Genomic DNA, 24,008 nt, shown 5'->3' on the forward strand with positions numbered 1-24,008 from the left:
CGTGTGAATATTATTTTTAACTGAAAGAAAATTAAACTATCATACTTTTGTATATCTGACTAGTTGTTAACTGCTACAGTTAAAGCCTTAATGATGGTATCACCTACTTGACATACATATGGAGGAGTCATGATACTCATATGATCACTATGGTCTACTATTTTCGTTTGAATGTATAAATCTAAAGATGTATTGAATTTTGTCAACGAATCACCAGCCTTCAAATAGGTAATCGGAGATCTAATTGAGTTGATTAACCTGAAGGAATTTACCGCGAAATCGATAGATCTAATAGTATTTACAGCCCGAAATATTTCATCTGTACAATTATTTCTAGCGTATAAGTAGTCTCCTAAATACTCAGGGATTAAGGTCTTTATCTCTTCTAATTTTGATTCTTTGATCGATAGAGTTTTACAGTAGTTCCACACATCTGTAATGGTAGAAAAGGTTTTAGTGTCATCAAATTTTTCTAAATAATATTTAGCTAGAGCAACTTCGGAAGTGATCGTAAACTCCAATGCTTGATTTGCTATACCATCAAATTGCTCATTATCATAAAACGTATCGATCATTATTACTTGAACAAATATATCAGTTACTAATTCCATCTGTCTAGTAATCTCGTAAGCAATTAATCCACCAGTACTCCACCCTATTATCTTATATTCTCCTTCGGTCTGAATTTTCATTATTTTCAGAATATATTCTGAAGCAATCTCTGAAATGTTAAGAGGTTGAGGCTCCAGCGAGTCTGAAGAGTTATAATGAAGCGCATAACAATTGTAATCTTTTAGCTTTTTTACCAGATCTAAATATCCTTGTACCTCACCCGTACCATCATGTATAAAAAATAAGTTATCCTTATCCTTACCTGCATTATACAACAACAGTATATCAGTATCATCCAGTTTTTTATTTTCAGAATAACGTTCAATTTTTACTGCTAACTCACGTATGGTGGGAGCCATAAATAAATCCAGAAGAGGTATGTCCACTTGAATTTTTTCTGAAATTAAATGAAGCATCCGAATGGCTAAGATAGAATGTCCGCCAAGTGAGAAAAAATTTTTATCCGTTCCTATTAGATCATTAGACAGGTTTAAAATTTCTGACCAAATAGCAACCAATTGATGCTCTACTTTTGAGCTGGGAGCAATACATTCCGCATCCAGTTCTATAGCCGGTTCTGGAAATTCTTTTCGGTCCACTTTTCCCGTAAGCGTCATAGGAAATTCACTCATATGTACGTAAAACAGTGGAACCATATAATTAGGTAGTCGCATAGCGATATAATTTCTTAATACCTCAGCTTTAATCTTTGTTTCCGATAAATAGTACGCTGACAACTGTTTTGAATCTCCGGTTCCATGTGCTATTACAATAACATCACTAACTTCGCTGTGTCCTGATAATACCTTTTCTATCTCGCCCAGTTCAACTCTATAACCCCTTATTTTTATTTGATTATCACTTCTTCCACAAAAAACGATGCTCCCATCACCCAACCATTTTCCCAAATCACCTGTTTTATATAAATAACTGTTTTCCTCAAAAGGATTATCAATAAACTTTTCTTGGGTTAGCTGTTTATTATTCACATATCTCTTGGCTAGACCATTTCCACCTATACAAATCTCGCCCACTACTCCTAGCGGAACCAACCTATTATGTGGGTTCAAAATATAAACCGTCCTATTTTGAATGGGTTTACCAATATGTGAGGCTTTTTCACAACTATTAACTTCATGATAGGTTGCGCAGACTGTGGTTTCTGAAGGACCATAGGTATTGTATATTTTTACTTTTTCAATGATCTTGGTAACATATGATGGTAGCAAAACATCCCCTCCACTTATCACAGCCCTAAGAGAGGTATATTTTTCGAAGTTTTTGTTTAGTTCATTTAATACAAGTGGTGTAGTACTTAACAGTGTTGCTTGATTCGAGATGATACATTCATCTAGCTTGATTATATCGAAATGATTCCCAGGCACGATCGCCAAGTGTCCACCCGTAATAAGAATAGGAAATATCTCTTCAATCGATGTGTCAAAAGATAATTTTGATTGCTGAATAACAACGTCATTTTGCTTAAGTGAAAAATAATTCTTGAAGGTTAGTGCATAATCGAGAATCGACTTATGCTGATGCAAAATACCTTTTGGCAAACCGGTGCTTCCCGAAGTATATATTATATAAGCATCATCTTCTACAAAAACCGTCGGTAAATCTTTAGGATTGGTACCCTTTTCACTCTTATTTAAAAACTTCTTCCTAATATCTATTTTAATGCAAGGCAGTCTTTCAATTTTATTGGCAGCATTAGCATACAAAATATATTGAATATTGGCATCGGTAACAATCGTATTTAAGCGATCTTCGGACCATTCAATATCTAATGGTACATAGATAGCTCCAAGCTTTAATGCTGCTAATAAAGTAATAACAGCCTCTATAGACCGACTCATATAAATGCCAACTACGATTCCTTTTTTGATCTCTGTACTATCGTGTAAAAATATGGCTGTATTGACTAGCTGTTGTTGTAAATCCAGATATGTTAAGGTGGAATTATGACAACTAACAGCAATTTTATTAGGACTATAAATGCACTGTCTTTCTATTACATCTATGATAGTTCCTGAGACAGGATAGGTTTTTATAGGCAAATTAAATTCATATAACAACGTCTTCTTTTGTTTTGCTGTAAGCACACAAATGTCTTGAAGCAAAATCGCCGAATTGTTTATAACTTGATCAATTATTTTTTCATAATATTGAATAAATCTTCTACAGGTTGATTCTTTAAATAGGACCGTGCTATATTCTAAGTCAAACTGAATTTCCTTGGCTGTTTCTACTACGTTTAAACATAAATCAAACTTAGCGACATTATAGTGAATATCAGCTCCTACCTGTTCCTCCTTGCTTTTCTTCTCAAATGAATTCGTTGAATCCAAAGACTGATTAAAAGAAAAGAAAATATCGAATAACGGATTTCTATTCGGGTTTCTCTCAATTTTAAGTGCTTCAACCAAATCTTCATAAGGAAAGGATTGATTCTTAAAGCCATCCAAAAAAATCTTTTTTACTTCAGCCAAAAAAATTTTAAACGACTTATTGAGATTGGGATAGGTACGTAAGGCCAATGTATCTACGAACATTCCAACTATATTTTCTAATCCAGGATGTGTCCTGCCCGCAACGGGTGTCCCAACAATAATGTCTTCTTCATTGGAAATCTTATGTAAGAGCACTACATAGACTGCAAATAAAATAATATAAAGTGTAACCTCTTCCTGCTTGACTAATGCTTTTAACATCCTTGTCTTATGAGGTGAAAGGGCAAATGCAATATTACCTCCTGAATCACTTCTAACTAAAGGACGCTCAAAATCGTATGGTAAAGTAAGGGTTCTTGCCTCTTCCTCAAAGATTTGCAGCCAATACCCCCTTTGTTTAGAAATCTTATTATAATAGTTATTCGTATACTGCCATTCTGCGAAATCATGATAATCTAATGCTAGTGGCTCTAACGATGCATCTGACAGCAAGGACATAAAGTCGGATAACAGTATTTGATGAGACACTCCATCACTAATTATATGATGCATGTCGATTAATAAAAAGAATGTTTGGTTACTTCTTATTATACCGGCACGAAATGGAAAACCTTCAGACAATTTAAAGGGTCGAATAAACCTTCTTTTAATTTCAGCCACCTCAGAAGGAGGTGCAGTAAAGTGTTCAACGTTAAAATTTTCAGAATCAACAATTGTTTGAAACACTTCACCCTTTATAAGATGAAATTGAGTGCGTAAACTTTTGTGACGTACTACTAATTTTTTAAGAATCTCACTAATCTTCAGTACATCTACATCACTAGGGAGTTTAGATACTTGTGGCATATTGTAGGTCGTTGCAGCTTTATCAAACTCATATAAAAAATACATTCTCTTTTGAGCAGAAGATAGTTTATAGTACTCTTTTTTTTGAGCCTTTTCAATTTCAATATAGTCGCTTTGATCCTGAACCACCATCGAAGAAATAAAATAAATGAGCTCCTGCTTATTATTTTTAATTTTCGTTATGATATCGGGATTACTAAAATCTTGTGGAACTTTTAAAACCAACTGGTTGTCATCCACAGAAATCTTAATATTATGGGCTTTAATTTCTGCTAAGAGCTCTCTCATAAAAAGTATGGGATTGTATTAATTGAAATGGAAACTAGTGTACTAACTACTTTACTTTTATCATTCCTATAGATCGAGAAAATAATTGAATATTTGTTTAAACATGATAATAGTTAATACAAATGGATCTTCTCTACCTGACCTGATCAAACTTATGCCTTGACAGGTTTAAGCAAAGTTTTAAAAAGTTCATCAACCACTTGGTGTATGTATGGAGCAGTCATAATACTCATGTGATCGCTATTTTCTATTATGATAGTGTTGATATGGAAATCGGAAGTCGTATTGAATTTCGTTAGCGAATTACCGGCTTTAAAATAAATTATAGGCGCTCTAATGGAACCTGTAAATTGGAAAGTATCAACGGCATAATCGAGTGACCGAATATTGTTTACAGTTCTAATTATATCATAAGAATATTTTTTTTTACCTTTCAACAAGTCTGTTAAATATAGTGGAATTAAAGACTTAACTTCTTCTAGCTGCGATTCTCTAATTGATAAATTTTTACAATAATCCCATACCTCGCTTACTGTCGAAAAGTTCCTAGTATAATCAAATCTATCTAAAAATTTTTTGGCAAGAGCAATTTCAGAAGATACCTCAAATTGTTTTACGTATTTTGAATTATTTTCCAATTGCTCTTCATCATAAAATGAATCAAACATGATTACTTTTTCAACTTTCTTATTGGCCAATTCCAATTGTCTTCCTATTTCATAAGCTATAATACCACCCGTACTCCAACCTAATATCGTATATGAGTCTTCTGGTTGAATTTTTATTATTTTCTGCATATACTCAGAAGCCATATTTTTGATATCAAGGTGCTTGGGTCCAGAAGTTTCTGAAACTCTACAGCGCAAAGCATAACAATTGTATTCACTTAACTCCTTTATTAATTCTTCATACCCTTGTACCTCTCCCGTACCGTCATGAATAAAAAATAAATTCCCTTTACTCTCAACTGCCTTATGCAGCGGTACTAGTATCCTGCGACCACCCTCACTCATCATAGATGATATAAAATCGATAAGCTCTTGCTTATTATCCTTTATTTTAGCGATAATATTGGGGTTGTTGAAGTTTTGTTGAACTTTTAGAACCAGCTGATCATCATCAACAGTAATCTTAATATTATTTGCTTTTATTTCGGCTAAAAAATCTCTCATATAAGGTAAACGGTTGGATAAATAAAAATAAAATGAGTAGTTTAAAATTTTATGAATGTAAAAATCTTAAATTCTAATTTCGGTGGTTTCTTCTTTATTTACATCCTGGTTTTCCTCTGAAATCCATTTACTTGTATCTATAAATTCAGACATCAGTTCTATAGTTGGATTAGCAAACAGCTCTTTCAACGAAAAATCAATATTGAATACTTTGAATATCGTGTTCAACATGGATATTGCTATAAGAGAGGTTCCACCGAGCTCAAAGAAATTTACCGTCACACCTATATCCACTGCTTCTATTTTAAGACTCTTTGCATAAATATCGCGTAACGTTTTTTGAGTTTGGGTAGTTGGTGCAACAATGATTTGCTCGATATTAGCATCATATACCGGTAAAGATTTTCTATCAATCTTACCATTAGATGTTAACGGAATTTCATCGATATATTGGTAGTGAGACGGAATCATATAATAAGGCAATTTATCGAACAAAAATTTCCATAGTTCGCTATCATTAAACTCTGTGTCAGAGACCAGGTATGCGCTTAAATAGGTTTGGTTATTTTTGTCAAAAGGAACTACAACGGCAGCCTTAATATTCTTGTGCATTACTAATGTAGATTCAATTTCTCCTAGTTCAACTCTGTAACCTCTAATCTTTATTTGGTCGTCTTCTCGGCCGATAAACTCTATAGTTCCATCGGGCAACCATCTACCAATATCCCCCGTTCTATACAGTTTGGCTTTAGAATTCTCTACAAAGGGATTTTCTAAAAATTTTTCTTCGGTTAGCGCTTCTTTATTATGATACCCATTAGAAACACCAACACCACCAATGCAGAGTTCTCCATAAACGCCAATTGGCACCAACCTTAGATTATTGTCCACAATATAAACTGATGTATTAGGAAGCGGTTTTCCAATAGGTAAAGCTCTATAAATATCAAAATTATCTATATCGTTGCCTACAAAGTACACAGAATCAATGGTAGCCTCGGTGGCACCATAACTATTAATAATTTTAAATTGATCTCCAAATGTGTCTATTAGGTATTTAAACTCATTAACACTACACATATCTGATCCAATAATCAGGGTTTTTAAAAATGAAACATCTTTTTCATGAGCTGCGATGTATTTCATAAACGGAATAATTATACCTGGAGTGAACTCCAAAATTGTAATTTTATATTTACTTAGTAATTTATATAATCGTTCATGATAGAAATCCTTTGAAGAACATAAAACCATTTGCCCACCGTTTAAAAGAGACCTACATAAGTCCCCAATGAAAACATCAAAATTTGAATCGGCCATTTGAAGTAATCGTGTGTCGGTATCCAAATCATAAATCTCTCTCCATGCTATTGCCTTATCTACTAATGATTTATGAGTGACCAACGTTCCTTTTGGCTGACCTGTAGAACCTGATGTATAGATCATATAAGCCAAATGATCATTACCAATATTACGCACAGGAGGAGTCGTCGGAAATACAGAAATAGCTGCGTCCATACTAATCAGTTTTCCTGGAAAAAGATTCTCAGAAAATCTATCCTTTACCGAGACGCCCAGTACTACTATGTCGGAACCAGTATCTGACATAATATATCGCAGTCTATCCTCAGGGAGATTAGGATTTAGTTGTACGTATACTGCTCCAATCTTAAAAATAGCCATGATACAAACTATAAGATCTATTGATTTTTCTTCACAAAGCATCACCCTATCTCCTCTGGAAACGCCTTCACTCAACAGATAATGCGCAAGTTGATTTACACGCTGGTCTAACATCGCATAAGACACATCAATTTCATTATATGTTACCGCGATAGCATCTGGAAAAGATGCCGCTGATACTTCAAATAAATCTACAAGGGTTTTATTCTCAGGAATTGGAAGAATAGCTCCATTAAAATCGTTTAGAAGTACAGTGCGCTCCTCTTCAGCCAGCATCTCAATAGCATCTATCGTGGTGGTCGAATTGTCAATTACATAGGTAACAATATGCTCTAAATAACTAGCAAATCGCTCTATAGTTTTGCGAGAAAATAGTTCTGAAGAATATTCCATACAGAATATTGTTTCGTCATCCCCTTCCATTAATGTTAAAAACAGATCCAACATTACATGTTGTGTACCATGGGTATGATCAGAGACTTTTACATCAGATATTTCAACTTTAGGGGGTTCAAAGTTTGCCGCTGCAAAGAATACATTCCAAATAGAATTGTTTGATGAATCCTGCATGACATACACATCATTTAATACATTTTCATCAAAATATGCCTGAGCACTAACACAATCAAGAACATTTTCTCTTATATCCTTTAGCAAATCTTGAAATGTAAGGTCACCATTCAAAAAAGTTCTAATAGGAACACTATTAATAAAAGGACCTACCAGATCATCAAACTCAGAAAACTCTCTCCCGGCAACAGGAGTCCCTATAACAATATCGTTTTGATGGCTTATTTTATAAAGCAGCACATTGAAGGCGCTAAGAATAAACATATATGCAGTAATTCCCCCTTCTTGTTTTAAGTGATCCTTAATTTTATGGGTAAGATCTTTATCAAACTTGAAAAAATAATTATCCCCTTCGTTTGAAGATACCAATGGTCTTTTAATATCATGTGGAAGGTTTAATATAGTAAGGTCTTTTAAATAATTCTTCCAAAACTCTTTTTTACTAAGTATTTGTTTCTGTCTGGCTGGACTTTGCTGCCACTCTACAAAATCACGATATTGATATCTCAACTCGGGAAGAGGTTTATTATTATAAAAAGCATCAAAATCACGACCTAGAATAGCTACAGAAACACCATCAGAAACGATATGGTGCATATCAATCATCAAAATAAACTTTTCTTTAGCAAGTGTAATAATACCTATTCGAAATAACAGATCATTCCTGAGGTCAAATCGTCTAATGAATTTATTCACTATGGTATCTACTTCATCTTCTGTGGCACTAAAGTGTGCTATTTCAAATTGCGCTTCCTTTCTGAATTTTTGCACAATTTTATCGTCAACCATATCATAATAAGCCCGCAATATTTCGTGTCTTTCAAAAATCTTGTCAAAAGCTTTCTTAAAACGACTCATATCAATCTCCCCTTCAAAAAGGTAGATATATGACATATTATTTAATACGTTTTCATCGTACTCATCCTGTATAAACATCCTTTTCTGAATAGAAGATAGAGCGTACATCTCTTTTTCTTCAGTTTTACTGAATGAAACGTATTCTTGTTTATCTGCATCATCTATATAATTTGCTAAAGCACTAATATCCGGATGCGAAAAAACGATTTTAAGTGGTATAGAAATTCCGAATTCTTTGAATAATTTACTGACTAAAAACCCTGCTTTCAAGGAATGACCTCCTAAATCGAAAAAACTATTTTTACTACCTATTGTTTCCTCTGGAATATTTAAAATACTAGCCCAAATACACGCAAGCTTCTTTTCTGTTTCACCTTTAGGTAACACATATTCTTCAGTAAGAATAATAGTAGGAGACGGTAGCGACTTTTTGTCGAGCTTTCCATTTCTAGTTAAAGGGAGTTCTTCGAGTTTCATAAAATGAGATGGAATCATATAAGGAGGAAGACTGGCAGATAAGAAAGCAGTAATAGCTTCGTTTGAAAGTTCTTTTTCTCCCACATAATATCCAACTAGCATCGCGTCTCCAGAATCTTTTTTCACCACCACAGCGCATTCACTTATTTCACTGTACTGCGATAATCTGTATTGAATTTCTCCCAATTCCATGCGATAACCGCGAATTTTAACCTGATCGTCTTTTCGTCCTAAAAACTCAATATCGCCTGAGGACAACCATCGAACTAAATCACCAGTCTTATAAAGTAATCCCTCTCCAAAAGGATTTTTTATGAACTTTTCTGCCGAAAGAACCTCGTTATTTAAGTACCCCATAGCTACGCCGTTTCCGCCAATACATAATTCTCCAACAATACCAATACCTTGAAGTTTGGCTTTCTCATCCAATACATAAAGCAATACATTATCTAATGGCTTCCCTATTGGTACGGAGATGTTCCTATCTAATGAAAATGTCTTTAGAGAATACGCACTACTGTAAATAGCTGCTTCTGTAGGACCGTATACATTTTGCAACTGTACATCGGTAGGGCCTAACCTCCTATAGTGAGCTACCAGCTCTTTTGATAACGCCTCTCCGGCTAGAAATATAAAAGACAACGGTGCGATCTTATCTATTCCAACCTCTTCCAATTTGTCTATAAATAGTGAGAACATAGAAGGAACAAAATTGATATGCGTCACCTTATTTGATTCAATCGTCTGTAGTATTTTATCGACGTTAGCTTCTTCTCCTTTTTCTAAAACTGACAAGCTTCCGCCGGAATGGTACCATCCAAATAACTCTGACATAGAAACATCGAATGCGTAATTTGTTTTGAATAAGAAATTTCCGTCTTGCTTTACCGGGTATCTATGTTGCATACTCATAATTGTGTTATAGAGTGCACTATGAGAAACCATGACTCCTTTTGGTGTTCCCGTAGACCCAGAAGTATAGATAACATAAGCCAAATCCTTTTGGTTTACAGTCGGAACAACTTTTTGTATATCAGAAGATACTTTTTGGCTGTTTGCTAGTAAGGTTAAGGCATTTACAATGGGGACCTTGTTCTCTTCAAATGACACAGCTACATTGGTAATAATAAATTTTAATCCAGAGTCTTTTATTATGGATTCTTTTCTAGCGATTGGATGTTTGGGATCTAGAGGTACATAAGCTGCTCCCGCTTTGAGAATTCCATAAATAATAAGAACCATACTTTCATCTCGTTCCAAATGGAGCCCTATTAATGTTCCTTTTTTTACATCATAGACTTCAACTAGAGCCGATGCAATGTTTAAAGTGATTTTATCAAATTGGGCGTATGATAAACGTTGTTGTAAACCAATAAGTGCTGTTCGACTCTCATATTTTAATACAGCTTCAGCAAAACTTGTAAGAACTGTATCTTTATTAACAACAGGTTTATGTACGTTATACGTATGAAGCAAGATGTCTTTTTCAACAGTATCCACGATATCAATTTCTGACAGCTTTATTTCAGAATCTGCGAGAACAGCGTTAACAATTTGGGTAAAATAATTAGCAAATCTTTCTATTGTATTTTTCTCAAATAAGGCGGTCATGTAGCTAATTTGTACACTTAACGCATCGTTGGTGTCAAGCACATCAAAAGATAAATCAAATTTGGATATATTTCGTTCAAATCTGCAGGTCTCAACGTGAGAGGTATTATTATTTTGATCTGTAAGCGTGTAATCTTTTTGAGTTTGAAACGTATAAAAGACATCAAATAATGGATTTCGACTAGCATCTCTATTGACATCTAAAGATTCTACTAAGAGCTCATAGGGATATGCCATATGCTGGGAGGCTAAGGCATACTCATTTATTATCTCATTGAGATACTCTATAAACGTTTTGTAGCCTTCAGGATGATTTCGCATGGCCAAAGTATTTTGAAACAAGCCAACTAATTCTTTTCCAAAACCGTGGTTGGGTCTGGCTGCAGTGAATCCTATAGTTATATCGTCTTGACTACTTATTTTATGAAGTAGTACCCCAAAAAAGGCAAAAATTAGAGACTCTAATACTATATCCTTTTCAGTGGCGAATTGCTTAAGATTCAAGTACTGCTCGTGCTCAATATTGAATAATACATTAGATCCGGAAACATCTTTTACTAAAGGTCGAGGAAAATCATACGGTAATTCTAATACATCCTGTCCTCTTTTAAATAAAGATAACCAATACGGTTCATGCTTTTTTATCTTGTTTTTATATGCTTCAGTTTGTACCAGTTCTATATAATCTTCAAAACTATTAGATAGATTAGATATTTGTTGATTTTCGTACAGTTTAAGAAATTCACTTATTACTATTCGCTGTGAGACCGAATCAGATACAATTTCATGCATGTCGATAACTAGAACGCTTCCCTCATCTACAAGCTGTATTAACCCAACCCGCACTGCGGCTTCTTTAGAAAGGTCAAAGGGCCTAATAAAGGAAGTTATTGCATCTGGAACATTGTTAGCATTTATATCCTCAAAAACAGATATTTCAAAAGGTAATGTAATATATACACGCTGTTTAGGTTCACCATCGAGGACACCAAACTTGGTTCTAAGCATAGCATGACGCTCTATAAGCTTTTTGAAAATAGAGACTACTCGATCCGCATTCAAAGTTTTCTCAAATTTATATCCTCTCGTATTGTTATTTATCAGCGCGTTTCTATCAAAATCATATAGGAAATAAACACGTTTCTGAGCAGAAGTAAGTTCAAAAATCGATGCTTCATTGTTTGGCACCGAAGCGTCAAAAGATTCATTAAACTCTTCTTCTATAAAAATAGCTAACTTTGAGATTGTTCTTTTAATAAACAACTCTCTCAAAGGTAGTTCTACAGAAAAGGTTGTATTAATTTTATTAACCAATTCGATAGCATTTAAAGAATGTCCCCCAAGATCAAAAAAGCTAGTATCAATACCTATGTTATCAGCATTTTGCTTTAATACATTCGCCCATAGCGCTCTTAATTTACGTTGGATTTCATTGGTAGGTGCTCTAAAGTTGTCAGACTTACTTATAACGCTGTTCGGTAGAGCCTTATAATCTACTTTGCCATTAATAAGTCTGGGTAGCGCCTCAAGTACGATATACAAATGAGGCAGCATATAATAGGGCATCATCTTAGACAATTGTCTAGAAATTTCGGTAGTTTTTATATTATTTTTCTTAATTACATAAGCAACCAATTGATCATCATCATTTCCATCTTTTCTTACTGTTACAACGGCATCTTCTAATTCTGGAATACTCTGCAACTGTGTTCTAATCTCTCCAAGCTCTACCCTGTAACCATTAATTTTAACCTGGTTGTCATTTCTCCCAATAAGTTCTATTTCACCATTTTCTAAACGACGCGCCAAATCTCCTGTTTTGTACATCCTTGCCCCTGATATGAACGGGTTTTTGACAAACTTTGATTTTGTTAATTTTTTATTTTTAAGGTAGCCTCTACCAACGCCTGCTCCACCTATACAAAGCTCTCCTGCAATTCCATACGGAAGAAGTTGATGGTCCGGTGAAACTACATAGGTTTGGATATTACCTAATGAATTACCAATGGTAATGTGTGAATCCTCTTGTAAGAGTTTAAATGTTGACCAAATGGTAGCTTCTGTTGGACCATACCAATTCCAAATTCCCCGTTCACTTATCATCAGAAGTTTTTTCAAAAGCTTTTTGGATAGCGCTTCTCCTCCCGAGACAATTGTTAAATTCTCTACATTCTTCCATCCAACGGTCAACAAACTTTGTAATCTGGAAGGTGTAGTTTGAATTAACGTAGGTTTTAATTTAGAAATTTCTTTAACTAAAATATTAGGATCCTCAAGCTGGCTCTGTGTTACTAGAAAAAGTATTCCTCCTGTCACTAGCGGTAAGAAGAATTCGGTCAAGGAAATATCAAAAGTAGCCGACGTTACTCCTAACATTTTTAAAGAAGCATCCAAAGTTAAAACTTCTTTGGCCGTAAGAACACAATTGGTAAGTGAATGATGTTCTATTAAGACACCTTTCGGGTTTCCTGTTGTTCCTGAAGTAAAAATTACATATGCCAAATGATCAGGTGCTACTTTTGGCAATTTAATTTCGGTTGTATAATCAGTCAAAAATAATGCTTTGGATATCGAACATATCTCTACTTCGTCCCCAATATCTGGGATATTATTTTTTAAGTGAGGTGATACTAAAATCAACGTTGGATCGGTGTTCTCAATGATGTATTTGATGCGAGCCGAAGGATACATTGGATCAATCGGAACGTAAGCACACCCGGCTTTCATTATACCCAAAATTGAAATAATTAATTCAATAGATCGTTCGATGCATATAGGAATAAGTGCTTCCGGCTTAACACCTTTCTTAATTAAATATTTTGCAAACTGTGTGGATTTTATATCTAATTCAGTGTATGTAATCTCATTACCATCACACGTAATAGCGTTATGATTTGGATGTGAATCTACCTGTTTCCTGAATAAATCTAAAACTGTTGAAGTGGGCTTGTACAGCGATACCCTGTCGGTAGTCTTTTCTAATATTTGGTTTATTTGTTCATCACTAATCAAAGATATTTCTTCTAATTTAACAGCTTTGTTGCTACAAATGTCTGTCACAATATTTTCAAAATACTTTGCAAAGTTTACTATGGTTGCATCTGAAAAGAGATCCTGTGCGTATTCTATATCAAAAGAAATACCTTCGGTATGATCTGTGACGGATAACGTGATGTCGAATTTAGAGACCGTATGATTAGTATCATACGAGGAAATGTCACCTCCAAAGAGTTCATACTTTTGTTCCACTTCCAAAGTATCGTCCTTAGTATATAAAAACATAACATCAAATAAAGGGTTTCTATCCGTATTCCGTTCTACCCCCAATGTCTCTACTAAATCTTCATATTGATACGATTGATGATTGAAACTTTGAATTGTATTGTTCTTAACTTCTTTTAAAAATTCAGTAAAGGACTTAGAACTTGTAGGTGTGTTTCTCAGTGGTAAAGTATTTACAAACATTCCTACAATACCTTCTAAATCTGCATGCGTACGTCCCGATGTGGGTGTACCCACAACAATATCGTCTTGATTGGATAATTTACTTAGTACGACATTAAATAAGCTAAGAAGTAGCATAAACATAGTTACTTCTTCTTCTTTTGCTATTTTTTGTAAACCCTTCTCAATTGTCTTTGGTAATCTAAAACTGTAACTCGCTCCATGTCCGCTTTTAATCTCTGAGCGTTTTGAATCTAGGGGTAATTCAAGAGCTGTAACCGGTTCTTTATATAAATTTAACCAAAACTTTTGGTCCTTGAGAAGTAATTTTTTCTGAACGTCACTTTGTTGCCATTCTGCATAATCCTTATACTGTAATTTAAGTGGCTGCAAAGGCTTATTTTCTGCTAGGGTTACAAAATCTTTTAATAAAATTTTTTGAGAAACTCCATCACTTACTATATGGTGCATGTCTAGCATCAGAATTGTATTTCTCCCCTTGACTGTTATGAGACCAACCCGTAACAAAACATCTTCTTGCAGATTGAACGGTCTTATAAAATTCTCTACAAGATTATCTACCTCCTCTGCTGATGCCGTAAATCGTTCTATCTTGAAATCAACAGAAGTCTTAACTTGTTGGGCCAATTTACCGTTAACAAAGTTAAAATTAGATCTCAAAATTTCGTGTCTTTCAAATAATCCATTGAAAATCACCTCTAATCGATCAATCAGATTTGTTCTCGAAAATTGATAAATCTGAGGCATATTATACGCTATAGACTCTTTATCAAATTCGTATAAAAAGTACATTCGTTTCTGAGCGGAAGATAAAAGGTAATTATCCTTAATTTCGGCTTTTGGAATTGAGAACCATTCATTTTCCGAAACAGTGTTATTCTCTAAAAAAGTAAGAAGTTCAGGCTTTTTCTCTTTTAATTCTGCCACTAAATCTTCGGTTAGATTTTTATGCGAATCATAAACATCTAATTTACTCCCGTTAGCTTCTAAGAATATACCTTTAGCTATTAGTCTGTTGATAAGATCTTTCATGCTTAGTTATAGTTCAATTTTATTAATTTCTTTGGCTCCCTTTTGACTCAACCAGAGTCTCAATCCTATATATTCGGCCATATCTTTTACTGTGTTTTTCGTGAAAATTTCTTGGAGAGGAAATTCTTTTTCAAATTCTTTACTTAGCTTGTTTATTAAAACAGTTGCATTTAAAGAATGTCCCCCTATTTCAAAGAAGCTTTTATTTATACTGATAGTATGACTATCAATATCCAAAATTTCAGCCCAAATAGTGACTATTTTTTTCTCCAAATCTGTAGTAGGGGCTTCGAATATTTCAGTCGTATCTAATGTTACCTCGGGAAGTTTTTTCCTATCTAATTTTCCATTCACTGTCAAAGGCATTTTTTCTAACCTCGAGTAGAAAGAAGGTATCATGTAAGATGGCAATTTCTCTAAAAGAAACGATGTTAACTCTTGGTGTTCAAAATCTTCAGAAGCTACATAATACCCAACTATAAATGAATCTTCCGCCTTATTACTTTTAACAATAGCAACCGCATCAACAATCTTATCAAAGGATAGGAGTTGCGTTTCAATTTCGCCTAGCTCAATTCTATATCCTCTAAGCTTTATCTGATCGTCAATTCTGCCTAGATATTGTATAGAACCATCTTCAAGCCATTGCCCAAGATCTCCGGTACGATATAGTGAGTAAGCATCATTTACAAATGGATTTTTTATAAATTTTTCATCACTTAATGCTTTCTTATTGAGGTAACCCTTAGCTACCTGAACTCCCCCAATAATAATCTCGCCGGGAACCCCCACAGGCTGTAGTTGCATCGTGTCGTTCACAATATATAATTGCGTGTTTGCTACTGGATATCCTATAGGGACAATGCCGGATTTTATATGTTTCGGCTTTATTTCTATTGCAGTGACGTCTATGGCAGCCTCTGTGGGGCCGTAAAAGTTGTGTAACGTAATATTGGGAAGTTTATCCATGAATCGTTTAGCTAATGGAACATTTAAGGCCTCTCCACTACAGATAATAGATTTTAAATATGTTAGGTTCTCTATAGTCGTATTTAATTGAAGAAAAACAGACAACATTGACGGTACAAAATGTACATGCGTAACCCCTCTTTCCCGTATTAAATTGGCTATGTATTGACTATCTCTCTGGCCTTCAGGCTTAGCAATTACTAATCGAGCTCCAAACATCAAGGGGAGTAAAAATTCCCAAACTGAAACATCAAAACAATAGGTGGTTTTTTGTAAGAATATGTCCCTATTATCAATTTCTAAATAGGATTGCATCCAAAGCAATCTGTTAAAAATACCAGCATGTGTATTCAAAACTCCTTTAGGCTTACCTGTAGTACCTGATGTATATATAACATATGCCAAATGCGACGAGCAAACATCGGGAAGATTACCTTCAAAATAATTACTGTTTTCAAGAGTGGTTGTTTCCAAACAAATAAATTCTAACGTCTCGTGAACCGTTTTAAGAACTTCCTTTTCTTTAGAATTGGTAATAATAAATCGAGCCACTGTGTCGTTGATGATATAACTTTTTCTGGCGATTGGATATAATGGATCTATAGGTACATATGCGCCCCCAGCCTTAAGAATACCCACTATAGCGATTACCATTTCAAAAGAACGCTCTAATGAAATAGGTACTAGTTCTTCAGCTTGTAAGCCGCTCGACAATAAATATTTTGCAAGTTTATTTGATTTATCATCTACCTCCTTATATGTAAGCGTTTTCCCTTCAAAGTGTAATGCCACATTTACTGACGCTTTTTTCACTTGTTCGTTGAAATAGTCCAAAAACGTCTTTTCTTTTGGATATGTCACTTTTTCGTCATTAAACGTTTTCGTTAGCAATTTATGCTGCTTAGGCATTAGATGTTCCAGTCTTATTTCGGTATTGTAATCTGTTGTAAAGAAGGATAATAATCTAGTAAAGATTGATTGAAACTGTCTAAATTTTTCATCACTTAAAAAAGAAGTAACATAATCATACTGTATAAAACAGTTATCCTTCACACCGTTCACGCTAACTTCAAACAATCCATGCCCTCTTATAAAGTCTTTTATCTCTACTTTCTCAATTTTTTCTGAATGATTTATCTTTTCTAAAGACAATTCGTAAGTAACATGAAAGCTCGTAAAATTAAAAAGAAGATCGGTTATGGGGTTTTGTGTAAAATCCTTTAAACCAATCGCTCTACCAATTTTAAATAGCGATGTACGATCATGTGTTTTAATTTCTTTCAATTTTTCATCAAGAGCGTCAAGAAGTTTTTTGGAAGTAAATGCGTCCTTAAATTGAAATCGAACTGGTATTGTATTTAAAAAATTTCCAAAAACATCTATACCATCCTCCCCAATAAGACGATTAAAAGTTACAAGTCCGGCAACAATATCATTTTCATAGCTCAACAAATTGAGAGTTTGCAGGTAGGCAGCAAAAAAGATATTTTTTACAGTTGTATTACGTTTAGAAGCTAATTCATCCAGTTTGTTGAAAAGATCATTCTCTAAAGGAACCCGTAAAGATTTAAAGGAACTTTCTGAAGCTGTATGTCCAAAAGTGAATTTTTTAAAATCCTTGAGTTCTTTTTTCCAATATGCGATGCCCTCTTGTTTTTTATCATGTACTATTTCTTCAATAATAAATTCCCTGTATCCAGACTTAAGTGGTGTGGGCGTATAATCGGCGTCCAAAAGTAGCGTCTTGTATGTATTATTAAGTTCGTTTGTAAATGTTGCAATACTCCAACCATCCGAAATTGCATGATGTATTTCAAAGAGTAAAGTATGATGATTTTTATTAATTTTATAAACACTCATTTTCCATAATGGAGGTTCATCAAGCATGAAACAATTCTTCCTTGAATGCTCCATGTCCTTCTTTATAATTTCCAGTTGATTTGTTTTAGTTTCATCACTAATATCTCTGAAGGGTACATCGATAGAAAGTTCTTTGTAAATAACATGTGCATTTTCACTCAAGTCAAAAGCAGTTCTTAATGCGTTTTGTTTTTTCGAAATTAGAAATAAGGCCTTTGTTAAAGCTTCAATACTGAAGTTCTCATAAGCTACATCCCATAATAGTTGTTCATAATACAGGGTGTCATCAGTATTTTTTAGTTGAATAAAGCACATGGCTTTTTCTATATTGGACATAGGATAGACCACCTCAATAGTTTCATCTGGTTTTTTAGATAAATAAGATGTATTAAACTGTTCAAGTTCTACTTCTGTCTCGCTATAAAAATGATCGCTCTCCTCAGCATCCTCATTAGTTACATATGATGCCAATTCTTTAATAGTTTGGTGGTTGTAGAGATCTACAATTTTTATATGAGTAATCAGTAAATTGTTTAACATACTTATTACTCGTATAGCGGTGATTGAATCTCCTCCTATAGCAAAATAGTTATCATTAACACCTATGGTTTCAACTCCTAAGGTGGTTGACCAAATATGTGCTATTTGTTTTTCTACCGGTGTATTGGGAGCTACATACCCTTTACTTGAAACGAATACCGGGTTAGGTAATGCCCCGACATTCAATTTTCCATTAGCTGTTAATGATAAATGTTCAACATGTACAAAATAAGAAGGAATCATATACAAGGGAATACTTCGCGTTAACAGCCTACGAAGTTGAACGGTTTCTAACTCTTTATCTGCTGTATAGTATGCTACTAAGAAAACTTCATCATCTCTCTCTTTTATTACAACCTTAGCGTCATGGATAAACCTGTAATTTGAAAGTGCTATTTCTATTTCACCTAATTCGATTCTAAATCCTTTTAACTGAATTTGATGATCAATTCTACCCAGATATTCAAGTTCATTTTCATGATTTATTTTAACCAAGTCACCCGTTTTGTAGAGCGTTCCATCCTTACGATAGGGATCTTTGATAAATTTATTTTTAGTTAATTCTGCGTTGTTTAAGTACCCTTGTGCTACTCCATTACCTCCCACATATAATTCTCCAGGATACCCCTTTGGAAGGAATTGCATGTCTTTATCTAAAATATAGGTGTAATAACCGGGAAGCGGTTTTCCTACAGAAGCTGTATTATTTTTAATCTCTTGATTACTGAGCTCTTTGTAAGTAACATGGATAGTAGTTTCGGTAATACCGTACATATTCACTAACCTGGTTGAAGGGTATTTAACATGCCATTCTAAGAGGTTTTTAGGATTTAATTTTTCTCCTCCAAAAATCACGTATCGTAAATTTTCTAACGGAGTATCATGTTGTTTTAAATCCTCCTGCATAAGTGATTTGAAGGCTGTTGGGGTTTGATTCAAAACAGTTACCTTTTCTTTTTTAAGAATATACATAAATTGCAAAGGGTCTAAACTGTCTTCTTTTGATATAAGTACCAACTTTCCTCCAAATACAAGTGCTCCAAACATCTCCCAGACACTAAAATCAAAGCAATACCTATGAAACATGGTCCATACATCCTTACTTGAGAAATCAAATAAGAATTTCGGATGAAAAAACATGTTCATTAGATTTTTATGAGTTACTACTACCCCCTTAGGGTTACCCGAGGTACCCGAGGTGTAAAGTATATATGCACTGTCGTTGGGCGAAAGTTTTTCAGTAACTGTACATGGATTAAATGAAAAAGAATCTAGTTCATCTACCAAAAAAACCTCGTGGGTTAAAGCAAAATTACTTTTCAAGTCTGACGTTGTGAGCAATGCACGTGCATTACTATCATCAAGTAGTTGTTGTGTTCTCTTTGCTGGTGAATCCAGATCGATAGGCAAATAAGCTGCCCCGGTCTTCATGATACCTATGAGGGTTGTTATCATTGTCGGTGATCTATCCAACAATACTGCTATAATACTACCTCTTTTTACTCCTTTCGATTGTAAAAAACTTGCTACCCTATTAGCTTTCTCTTCAAGTTGATGATAAGTTAGTTGTTCCTTCCCAAATGACACGGCTACTGCATTAGGAGTTTCTTTTACCCGTTTTCCAATCACTTCAATTACAGTACTAGTGAGCTTCGGTTCATTAGAAAATGAGCTTAGAGATCGTTTAAGCTTATTTTGATCTTTGACATCAATGATTTTAATTGTTGCTATCTTCTCATCCCTTGACGCCAATGCTTGGGAACTTATTGTTTGAAAAATGGAGATGAATCTTTCTATAGTCGCTTGATTAAAAATCTCCGTAGAATATTCAAACCCGAAATATAAAGAATCCGAAAACTCATGTACAATAAATGAAAGATCAAACTTGGAGAGCTTATAATTAGTCTCATGATTCTCTATTGAAATATTTTTTATTTCTTCAGAAGCTTTTTCGAAATTTTGAAAAACCATGCAAATGTCAAACAGCGGGTTTCTACTGGTATTTCTATCTAATTTTAAATTATCGATTAGATCCTCATAAGGATAACTTTGATGTTCTAATGCTTGAACCACATCTTTTTTGACCACTGCCAATAACTGCTCAAAACTTTTAGTACTGTCAATTGCAATTCTAATAGGTAAAGTACCTACAAATACACCCAAAAGTTTTTCCATATCTGGATGTACTCTTCCTGAAGTTATGGTTCCAATAACAATATCCTCTTCTTGAGAAACTTTAGAAATAAAGAGTGTATATAACGCTAATAATAGCATATATACCGAAACACCACATTCTTGTGCCGTGCGTTTTATCTCTTGTGTTGTAACGCTGTCAAACTGAAACGACAGGGTATCTCCTTTATAGCTTTTCTGTATAGGTCTTTTATGATCTGAAGGTAAATTTAAGGATACAGGAACCTCAGTGAATTTTGATAACCAGTACTGTTTTTGACGTTCCAATATAGTACGCTGTTCATTACTATTAAACCAAGCTACATAATCTTTGTACTGTAATTTAGGTGCTGGGAGCTCAACTCCATTGTAAAAGGAAATAAGCTCGTCTAACAACAAGGTTTGGGATATTCCGTCAGAAATAATATGATGAATATCAAATAATAAAAGAGATGCATTATCACTGGTTGGTAACACCCCTATTCTAAATAATGGTAATGATTCCAATGAAAATGGTTTTCTAAATTCTTTTACAACGTTTGCTGTATTTGTTCCTTCCGGATAATACTCTATCTCAAAAATGCCACTAGCTTTCACCACTTGAACTGGCTTTCCTTCAATGACTTCAAAAACGGTTCTAAGAATTTCATGCCGTGCAATTAAGTTGCTTACAGCTTTTTCTAATTTTGTTTTATCCAATTCCCCTTTCAACTCATTAGCAAAAGGCATGTTATAGGTAGTACTTTGCTTATCGAATTGATAAATAAAATACAATCTTTTCTGTGCTGGAGATAATGGATAAAAATCTTTAATATCTGCTACAGGAATAGGTGTCGTTATGAATTTCTCGGAATTCGCTATTAAGTTAGCCATATCACTAAGCTCACCATTCTCGAAAATTTGAGTAATATTAATGCTTAATTGAAAACTGCTCGCAATTTTATGCTTTAATAATACTGCTGCGAGCGAGTTTCCGCCCAGTTCAAAAAAATTATCATCTCTTCCAATTACATCTTTATTTATCCGTAGTAACGTGCTCCAAATCTCTGTCAGTGCGATCTCAAATTCTCCAGTCGGTTGAATTTTTTCTTTTGTTTTAGTTTCAGCAAGTTTAAAAAGCTCAACCCTGTCTACCTTTCCGTTAGAAGTAATCGGAATTTTATCGACAAAAACAAAGCGTGTTGGAATCATATACTCCAAGAGATGTTCTTCCAGATACATTTTCAAAATATCTTTATCTATTTCCTTTTTAGAAACATAAAACGCAATCAAGTACGAACTCTCTTCCTTTTCTCTAAGTAACACTACGGTATCACTTATTTCTGAAAAATTTATTAGCTGATTTTCTATTTCACCAAGCTCTATTCTATATCCTCGTAATTGTATTTGATGATCGATTCTTCCGTGATACTCTAAATCACCATTATCAAGAATTCTCACCAAATCACCAGATTTATAAATTGTTTCTTCCTGCTTATAAGGATTCGTTATAAATCGCTCTTTGGTAAGAGCTTCCATTCCTAAATATCCTTTTGCCACTCCAAGTCCTCCAACATAAAGTTCACCAATCATTCCTTTAGGCACTAAATTTCTTTGATAATCCATTACATAAGCTGAAAGTGTAGGCAGTGGTTTTCCAATATTACTCACGTTGTAATCTATGTCATGCTGGGTGATTTCGTGAAAAGTATTATGAACAGTCGTCTCGGTTATTCCGTACATATTTATAACCTTGATATGGCTTCTTTTTTTAAACCAGACCTTTATTTTTGCCGGACTAAATGCTTCGCCTCCCAGTGCGATATATCTCAAATTGAGATCTGCCTTAATATGCTGCAGATCGTGATATACAAAATTGTAAAAAGCACTTGGTGTCTGTGTTAACACCGTTACTTTCTTTTCTCTAAGTATTTCAATAAAGGTAGCGGTATCAACTGCTGATTCTTTAGGGATGATAATCAAGGAACTACCATATAAGAGTGCCCCAAAAATTTCCCACACGCTTATATCAAAGCAAGGACTGTGAAACATGAGCCAAACATCATCAGGAACAAATGAAAAATTGAAATTATCATTAAAAAGTAACCGAACAACATTTTTATGGCTTATCATGACTCCTTTCGGATTACCTGTGGTTCCGGAAGTATAAATAATATAACTTAAATCTTCAGGAGATATAGTAACTGATACGGGGTTGATGCTAAAAGAGGCAGCAGCTTGAATAGAAAGTACTTTTACAGAACTAATCTCATCATCTTGGGTCACAGTAAGAACTAATTCTGTTTTACTATTAGTAATAATATACTCTTTCCTTTTTTCGGGATAATCAATATCGATAGGAACGTAGGCGGCCCCCACTTTTAAAATTCCGAGTATTCCAACAACTGTATCTTCTGATCTATCAGTTAAAAATCCTATAACATCGCCGGGTTTTACATTATTGTTTAGAAGAAGATTTGCTACTTGATTACTTCGCTCATCTAAATCTTTGTAGGTGAGTTGGGCACCTTTAAATTCTATAGCGATTTTATCTCCATAAATTTCAACTTGTTTTTTAAATAAACTACACAAGGTTTCATCTTCAGGATATTTTACATTAGTGAAATCCAACTCTTGTAACAACAGCTTTCTGTTTTCCTCAGAGGTAAGTTCGATTTCAGAAATAGAAACAGTGCTTTGAAGAAGTAAATTTTTTAAAAGGTCAAAAAAGAGTTGTGCCAGTTTCTCAATAGTCTTTGCATCATATTTTTGGCTATTATAATCAATAGTAAGTTCTAAATTTTGATGTATGTCGAAAATAAAAAGTAAATCCAATTCCAGCTTATTGATGCTACTATCTTCTTGAACTCCTTTACTCCAACATCCTATTGAAGATATTTCGTTAGCGTTCACTACCCTATCTTTGAGTAGAGAAAAAATAGAGCAATTGGTTTGGGTATTCCCTTTTATAATTTTATTCTTGGTAGTATTGAGTACTTCCTTGAAGCTTTGATTTTGAAAATTTTCTATACGAATCGGAAGTACGGTGCCTTCTTGATTGCTGGCATCAGAATCTAAAAAATCAGGTGTAAAAAATAACACATCGTTAGCTCCTGAACACTTTTGAGCCATTACCAACAAATTGGTGGCAAGAAAGATTTGTCTCCCTTTTAGAGATTCAGAAACGGCAAGAAATTTTTGATTTAGTTCATTATCAGCAACTAGAGTACAACTGTCACGTCCTTGTCGGATATGAAGCGGTTGTTTTGGTTGAAAAGAGTTGAAAAAATCTGTAAAGTTATAATCTAATAATTGTTTAGCCCAATAACTTTTATGTCTAATATCGTCTTTATATGGTGTAGTATTCATAAGTCAATTCTATAAGTAAAAAATATAGCTGCTTGTTCCAAAGTATATTTAA

4 protein-coding genes are annotated in these 24,008 nt (G+C 34.1%); all 4 read right to left on the reverse strand.

What is annotated here, in order from left to right; translation table 11 throughout:
* Positions 1–59: 59 nt before the first annotated feature.
* The 4 genes from BD809_RS08055 to BD809_RS08070 all read right to left on the reverse strand — a co-directional run bounded on the left by BD809_RS08055 (position 60) and on the right by BD809_RS08070 (position 23,956).
* Positions 60–4,199 (reverse strand): non-ribosomal peptide synthetase, encoded by a 4,140-nt coding sequence (locus BD809_RS08055; protein ID WP_148782460.1) that lies wholly within the window; start codon positions 4,197–4,199, stop codon positions 60–62.
* A gap of 152 nt (positions 4,200–4,351) precedes the next feature.
* A complete protein-coding gene (locus BD809_RS08060; RefSeq protein ID WP_148782461.1) occupies positions 4,352–5,371 on the reverse strand; it encodes a thioesterase domain-containing protein in 1,020 nt (339 codons plus the stop codon).
* Positions 5,372–5,437: 66 nt separating this feature from the next.
* Entirely contained in the window at positions 5,438–15,067 is a 9,630-nt protein-coding gene (locus tag BD809_RS08065; RefSeq protein ID WP_148782462.1) for a non-ribosomal peptide synthetase, read from the reverse strand.
* 6 nt (positions 15,068–15,073) lie between these two features.
* Positions 15,074–23,956 carry a non-ribosomal peptide synthetase gene (locus tag BD809_RS08070; RefSeq protein WP_148782463.1) on the reverse strand — a complete coding sequence of 2,961 codons (8,883 nt, stop codon included), beginning with the start codon at positions 23,954–23,956 and terminating at the stop codon, positions 15,074–15,076.
* Positions 23,957–24,008 lie beyond the last annotated feature (52 nt).

Origin of the sequence: Aquimarina intermedia, from assembly GCF_008124785.1 — a bacterium.
In the GTDB taxonomy this organism is placed as follows: Bacteria; Bacteroidota; Bacteroidia; order Flavobacteriales; family Flavobacteriaceae; genus Aquimarina; species Aquimarina intermedia.

Coding starts and splice junctions, on each gene's coding strand:
- BD809_RS08060 (WP_148782461.1), bottom strand. CDS start 5,371: ATGAGAGATTTTTTAGCCGAAATAAAAGCAAATAATATTAAGATTACT.
- BD809_RS08065 (WP_148782462.1), bottom strand. CDS start 15,067: ATGAAAGATCTTATCAACAGACTAATAGCTAAAGGTATATTCTTAGAA.
- BD809_RS08055 (WP_148782460.1), bottom strand. CDS start 4,199: ATGAGAGAGCTCTTAGCAGAAATTAAAGCCCATAATATTAAGATTTCT.
- BD809_RS08070 (WP_148782463.1), bottom strand. CDS start 23,956: ATGAATACTACACCATATAAAGACGATATTAGACATAAAAGTTATTGG.